The organism is Ramlibacter sp. 2FC (assembly GCF_005503345.1).
GTDB lineage: Bacteria > Pseudomonadota > Gammaproteobacteria > Burkholderiales > Burkholderiaceae_C > SCMQ01.
Map to the genome: position 1 here is coordinate 82,257 of NZ_SCMM01000014.1, position 6,799 is coordinate 89,055.

The following is a 6,799-nucleotide window of genomic DNA, read 5'->3' on the forward strand; positions in this document are numbered from 1 at the left end:
GGTCAGCTCCTCTGGCCTTTGAGCGTGAGGCCATTAGGCTTCGCGTCGACGACCACAAAAAGAGTGGGGATAGGGAGAACCAGTGGGACTACTGAAAGACAAGTACGCATCACTTGCACCCCAGGTCCAGTATCTCTGTGACGAAATCGTGCTGGCGCAAGCATGGAAAAAATCCCACACCTACATTCGTCGGCACAACTGGTATGCCGATACCCTCGAGCTCGATTGTTCAGCGGTTGACCTCGACCGGAAACTGAGCGAGTGGCGTACCGCGCTCGTCAATGGAGATTACCAGCCGGCTCCGTTATGGTTAGTGCCTGCCCCGAAGAACGCTCCATGGATCTTCAGCCCCAAACTGGCTGGAGCGTGGGGGCCAAAGCCGGAAAAAAAGGAAGACGGTAGCGAACAACCCAAGCCTCTCGTTCTCCGGCCGCTTGCCCACTTGGGCATCAGGGAGCAGACAGTGGCCACGGCACTTATGCTCTGTCTCGCGGATTGCATCGAATCAGCGCAAGGTGACCCGGCTACCAAGCCCCTTGAGGCCGCTCACAAGAATGTCTACAGCTACGGCAATCGCCTCTTCTGCAGCTGGACGAACGATGGTTCCCGGGCCCGGTTCTCGTGGGGAAACTCAAACACGTACAGCCGCTATTTTCAGGATTACCAGCAGTTCGTCGCGCGACCCAACGAGGTGGCTCGCTTGGTGGACCAACAGAAGGATGATGATGAGCTGGTCTATATCGTCAAGTTGGACCTCAGTGCCTTCTTTGACAACATCGACCTTGACCGCCTGGTTGCGTGTCTGAAGCGTGAATATGCAGCTTTTCGAAAGACGGACAAGTCGTTACCTAAGGCGGAAGCAGATTTTTGGGAATTGGCTCGGCAAGTGCTTAACTTTAGTTGGCGCGATGAGGACCGAACTTTGGCGCCACTGTTTCGGGATGGTGTCCTGCCCTCTGGGTTGCCTCAGGGCCTTGTGGCTAGCGGGTTCCTTGCCAACGCCTATTTGATGGACTTTGACCGGGTCGTCGGCCTGGCCTCGAAGCGCGGGGCAAGCATTGATTCCGAGTTCGGTATTCGGGTCTACGACTATTGTCGATACGTGGACGACCTTCGGTTGGTCATCTCCGTTCGAGCTCCTGAGTCTGCAAGTGCTGAGGCTCAGGTCGCCAAGGCCGTCGCAAAATGGGTTCAGGGACATCTAGATGTGTCTACCAGACTCCCGTCGGGAAAGAAGTCCCGGTTGTGTATCAACGGAGAAAAGACGGAGCTGGAGCTCTACAGCGCAGTTGCCGGCGAGTCCGGTGTCGCCGCGAGAATGAAGTCATTGCAGCAGCAACTGAGTGGCCCTTTTGACATTGCAACCCTTCAACAGTTGGAGGCAGGCCTGAACGGTCTGCTCGCATTGGCGGAGCTTGGTCTAAAGGAGTCATCTTCGGTATCCGCTGCTGGCGAATTGCCGCAGCTGGCCGCTGTCGCCAGACCCAAACTTGAGGTGCGCGACGACACGCTGACGCGCTTCTCGGCGTATAGGCTGACCAAGTCCCTTCGCATGCGCCGTAGCATGACGGACCTGAGCGAGCAAGGCGACGACGGGACTGCAAAGGACGCACTGCTCCACGATTTCGAAGTGACTGCACGCCGATTGGTTGCGGCGTGGGCGGTGAACCCCTCGCTGGTGCAAGTCTTGAGGTATGCCTTGGACTTGTTTCCGGCGCCTGAGCTACTGGAGGCAGTAACGGAGGCACTGACGCGAAAGCTGATGGCAAGCCCGGAAGTGTCAGCTGCCGAGCATGCTGTTGTCTTCTATGTGCTCGCTGAACTTTTCAGGGCAGGGGCGACGGAGACCGGAAAGCGGGCCGCACAAGACGCGGGCTTTGAGGCCGGCAACGTGGGCAAATACCGGGAAAGCCTGGCTGTGTTCGCGCAGACCATGCTTGAGTGGGAGCGCGTGCCTTGGTACGTTCAGCAGCAAGCGGCATTGCTACTTGCCACGGTTGAACAGACGAGCAACATGCTGAGTGCCGGCGAAGAGCTCCGCTTTTATCGAAAGCTCCACGAGTTCTTGCAGTGCCAGAGCCGCAGCCGCGACTTGTCAGCGATAGACGAGGTGTCGATTTCACTGGTAGGGCATCAGCTTCGTGAGCGACCGAAAGAGTACGTCCAGTGGTTTAAGCGGTTCGCAGCGGGCAGAACGAGGGCGCAAATCAGAGCAGCGCTCCAGTTGATTGGTCAGACAGACCAACAGCTTTTCAACGGCATAACCCGCCCAGGGCGGGGCGCGGCAGCGGCGGAGGCAGAGCTCATTCCCCGACATCTCGGCAGCTATGTGGACGCGCGTTGGCAGCCCGATCCGCCACCATTGCCCGTCGATGCCTGGATTTCATTCGCCAGAGCCATCACCCATCCTGACGCTGTGTTCGAACAGGAAAACGCGCTGCTACAACTCGGCTTGGCATTGACCACCCTGCCAAAGAAGGCGCTGAAGCAACCTGAATTGCTGACACCTTTGTCAATTGAGCTCTGTTGTTCTGACTGGTCCAAACTTCTGAACCCAAGCACGCTGGTACTCCGTCTTCGCCATATCGCTGACAGTGGTGCGCCTGACCCCCTTTACGCGACTCCGAGCTGGTGTACGGCGGCCCAGTCCTGGATGTATGCATTTGGTCGACTCTTGCGCGCGGCCGCGACTGGCGAGCTGGATTTCACGGCACGACAATGGCTGCTTCGTGACGAGCCTGGCTGGTATGCCGGTTTTCGAAGTACCTGGCACAAGCGACGAATGGGGATGGTGCATACCGCAGCCGATTTGGGAGGTACAACAGCCGCAGTCACGCCGTGGTTCTCAAACCTCTTGCTGGGGCTGCTGAGATGGCCAGGCATCGCGAATGGCCACGCATCTGTCGACGTCGATGCTTTAAGCACAACAGACGACCTTGCCAACATCCTTAAGAAAAGGTTGGAAGACCAGGCGCAGCTGTTCGGCCGCAGTTCGAATATGCCTGTGTATCGCTTTCCAGTTGATTGGCCTTTGAAATCTCGAAGGACACTGCGAGTCGTGCTAGTGCAAGGCTTGATGCCGGCAGAGGGGGACTTCCTCAGCGATGGAATTGCCGGCTTGAGCGCCCCCCGATTTCGCGCGCGTCACAGGAACCATACCGCAGCCTTGCTCCATATGGCATACAGCCAGCTCGTCGCGCGTGACACGGTACTTGGAAAGGAGCATAAGCCACAGGTCGATTTGGTCATCTTCCCTGAATACACAGTTCATGTTGATGACCAGGACCTGATGCGGGCGTTTTCGGATGCGACCGGCGCGATGCTGTTCTATGGGCTCCTCGGTGCAACTGTTCCCGGCTCTAAGAAGCCCGCGAATATGGGTAGATGGCTTGTGCCGCAGCGCAGAGCCGGTCGACGCTCCTGGGTCGAGGTGGACCAAGGGAAATGGCACGTTACCGAGGATGAGAAAAAACTTGGGGTGTCGCCATGGCGGCCCTACCAGGTTGTTATCGAGCTGAACTGGAACGATGAACCAGGATATCGGATTTCGGGCGCGGTGTGTTATGACGCCACGGACATTGCCCTCGCCGCCGACCTGAAGGACGAGACTCACATGTTCATCGTCACCGCGATGAACAAGGACGTGAAGACCTTTGACAGCATGGTTTCGGCGTTGCGTTATCACATGTACCAGCATGTGCTCATTGCGAACTCCGGCGAATTCGGCGGCTCGACGGCGCAAGCGCCATACGACCAGGAACACAAGCGGCTGGTGTCCCACGTGCATGGACCTCAGCAAATTGCTGTCAGCGTTTTCGATGTCAAGGTGGACGATTTCGGGCCGAGGTTGAATGCGGCAAAGCCTGGGGTCAAGGTCGTTAAGAACGAACGCATTGGCAAGACCCGGCCAGCGGGGCTTGCAAGGAGAAAATGAAATGAGCGAAAGCCTTTTCAAAGAAGTCCACTACCCGCTCGGGACCCTGATTGGTGACATCGGTCTCGGCCGAATTGGCCTGCCGGACATCCAACGGCCGTTCGTTTGGTCCAACGCCAAGGTCCGCGACCTGTTCGATTCAATGTATCGAGGCTATCCGGTCGGCTACTTCCTGTTCTGGCAGACCGGCGTGGAGGGTGTTGATACCAAGGTTATCGGCGATACGAACAAGCAGAAGGCCCCATCACTGCTCATCGTGGACGGCCAGCAGCGCCTGACCTCGCTGTATGCCGTGATTCGACGTGAAGCAGTGCTTCGAGAGAACTTTGAGCGCGAGCACATCCGCATCGCCTTTCGCCCGCAGGACGGCAAGTTCGAGGTGCCTGACGCCACGACCGAGCGTGACCCCGAGTACATCTTGGACATTTCCGGAGTATTTTTGCGCGCGTCCACCTACGACACCATCAGCGATTACCTAGAACGTCTCCGTGCGGCGCGCGAGGTTAGCAAGGAGGAGGAGGCAACTATTGCCAAGGCTATTGGTCGCCTGTCCGGCCTGACCAGCTTCCCCTTCATCGCGCTGGAGCTGTCGCTAACCTGCACCGAAGAACAAGTGGCGGACGTGTTCGTCCGCATCAACAGCGAAGGCAAGAAGCTCAATCAGTCGGATTTCATCTTGACGTTGATGTCGGTGTTCTGGGACGACGGACGCTCCCAACTTGAGACCTTCTGCAAGGATGCACGGCGCCCTGCGCCAGCCGGGCAGGCGAGTCCCTTCAATCAGCTCTTCCAACCCGACCCCGACCACTTGTTGCGCGTAAACGTAGGCGTTGCCTTCCGTCGGGCCCGCCTGGAGCATGTGTATTCCATCCTGCGCGGCAAGGACTTGGCGACGGGCCAGTTCAGCCAGCAACAGCGCGACAGCCAATTCAGCCTGCTGCGCCAAGCGCAGGCTCGTGTGTTGGACTTGACCTGCTGGGCAGACTTTCTGAATGTGGTGCGTAGCGCTGGCTACCGGAGTGAGCGGCATATCAGTTCCATCAACGGCCTGGTCTTCGCCTACCAGCTGTACCTTCTCGGGCGCACCGAGTACCAGGTCGAAGGCTTTGACCTGAAGAATGCCGTCGCGCGCTGGCTGTTCATGTCGTTGTTGACCGGGCGCTACACGTCTTCGCCAGAGTCCAAGATGGAAATGGACCTAGCCTCACTGCGCGAGGTCACCTCCGCCGATGCGTTCCTGGCCCAGCTGCGCAAGGTGGAGGAAGCCACGCTGACTGACGACTACTGGACCAAGACCCTGCCGATGGACCTGGCGACTGCGGCAGGTCGCAGCCCCGCCTTGTTTGGTTTCTACGCGGCAAAGACCCTGTTGGGGGCTCGCGCATTGTTCTCGAAAAGCCCGGTATCTGACTTGCTGGACCCTCCGGCTCAAGGCCAGAAAAGGGCGCTTGAGCGCCACCATCTCTTCCCCAAGAAGTACTTGAAGACTCTGGGAATTGAAGGCGTGCGTGACACAAATCAGATTGCCAACTACACGCTCGTTGAATGGGACGACAACATCGCCATCTCAGACGACGCACCGACTACGTATTGGCCCAAGTACGCCCAACGATTCACGTCCGCAGAACTGGATGAAATGTGTGGCTGGCACGCGTTGCCGAAAGACTGGTGGACGATGTCCTACACCGACTTTTTGGCCGCACGCCGCCCCCTCATCGCCGCAGTCGTTCGGGACGGTTACAAGAAGCTCGCCGGAGTTACGGCGTGACCCCACTGGAGCGAACCCGCCTTGAGAAAGCCGCCGCTGACTGCGGCTTTGAACTCTCGCCCGAGCTTGTCGAGAAACGACTGGTATTTCGCTCGGCCCAGTTTCCAGAGTCCGTCACCGTGGAGCCGCTAGGCAGTGACGATTTCGCGCTGCAGGCATCAGAGCCCATGCTGTTACCCGTGCCAGAGGAAGCAGCCGACGTTTTCAGGGTGCATGGCTGGAACGTCCTTTACGAGGTGCTCGACAAGGCTGCTGCCACGGCCCGCACCATGCCCAACCGTGTGGCGCAAAAATTCCACCAGGCGACGGCGACGCTGCCCAAGTCCACCGAGGCCGAACGCTTGGTCGTGCAGCGCGTTGGCCAAAACCTGTTTCGCACCGCGCTTCTGGACTACTGGCAGGGCCGTTGCTGCGTGACGGGCCTGGCCGTGCCTGAGCTGCTGCGGGCCTCCCACATCAAGCCCTGGGCCCAATGCGATTCGGACGAGGAACGATTGGATGTGTTCAACGGGCTGCTGCTGGCGCCGCATCTGGACGCGCTGTTTGACGGCGGTTGGATGACTTTTGCGCCCGACGGCGCCGCACTTTGGTCTGCTGCCTTGCCGCCGGAATCCCGTGACATCCTGGGATTGGCCTCATCGCGCGCATTGCACGGTTTGCAGGCGCAGCACCGGCCATATCTGGCCTTTCATCGCAGCCAGGTCTTCAGGGGCTGAGTCCACCCGCAAACGCAGCGCCCGATGTCCGTTCAGCGCACATCCCGTCGCTTCAGCCAATCCCGTCGCCCCGCATGAGCTCGCCAGTGGGTGCTGCAGGCTGTGCTACAGCAGCAACCCCGGCAGAATGTCAGCCACAGTTTGATCGAACCAACAGGGCGAAGCTTTACTACTGCGGCGAACGAGGGCAATTGATTCCCCACGAGCGACTGTTTCCATGCCTTCCGCTGAGTGTCGGCTTCTGGCCGTTATGGAGAGCTCGACATAACGGCCATTATGAGAAGGCCCCAGTTATGAGAAGTTCTGGGATGGGGTAGGCCGGCAGGCCGCGTAAACGCTTGCGATCTGGGGCGTGGCGGCGCGTTGCACTGGACATAAATC

At 58.8% G+C, this 6,799-nt stretch carries 3 protein-coding genes; all 3 read left to right on the forward strand.

Going from position 1 to position 6,799, the window contains the following annotated elements; genetic code table 11:
- The first annotated feature begins 82 nt into the window (after positions 1-82).
- The 3 genes from FFS10_RS08505 to FFS10_RS08515 are packed head-to-tail and all read left to right on the forward strand — an operon-like array spanning position 83 to position 6,418.
- Positions 83-3,934, forward strand: a complete 3,852-nt coding sequence (locus FFS10_RS08505) for an RNA-directed DNA polymerase (RefSeq protein WP_137893528.1) — start codon at positions 83-85, stop codon at positions 3,932-3,934.
- A gap of 1 nt (position 3,935) precedes the next feature.
- Entirely contained in the window at positions 3,936-5,702 is a 1,767-nt protein-coding gene (locus FFS10_RS08510) for a GmrSD restriction endonuclease domain-containing protein (RefSeq protein ID WP_137893530.1), read from the forward strand.
- Positions 5,699-6,418, forward strand: a complete 720-nt coding sequence (locus FFS10_RS08515) for an HNH endonuclease (protein WP_137893532.1) — start codon at positions 5,699-5,701, stop codon at positions 6,416-6,418. Before FFS10_RS08510 ends, FFS10_RS08515 begins: the two co-directional genes overlap by 4 nt.
- Positions 6,419-6,799 lie beyond the last annotated feature (381 nt).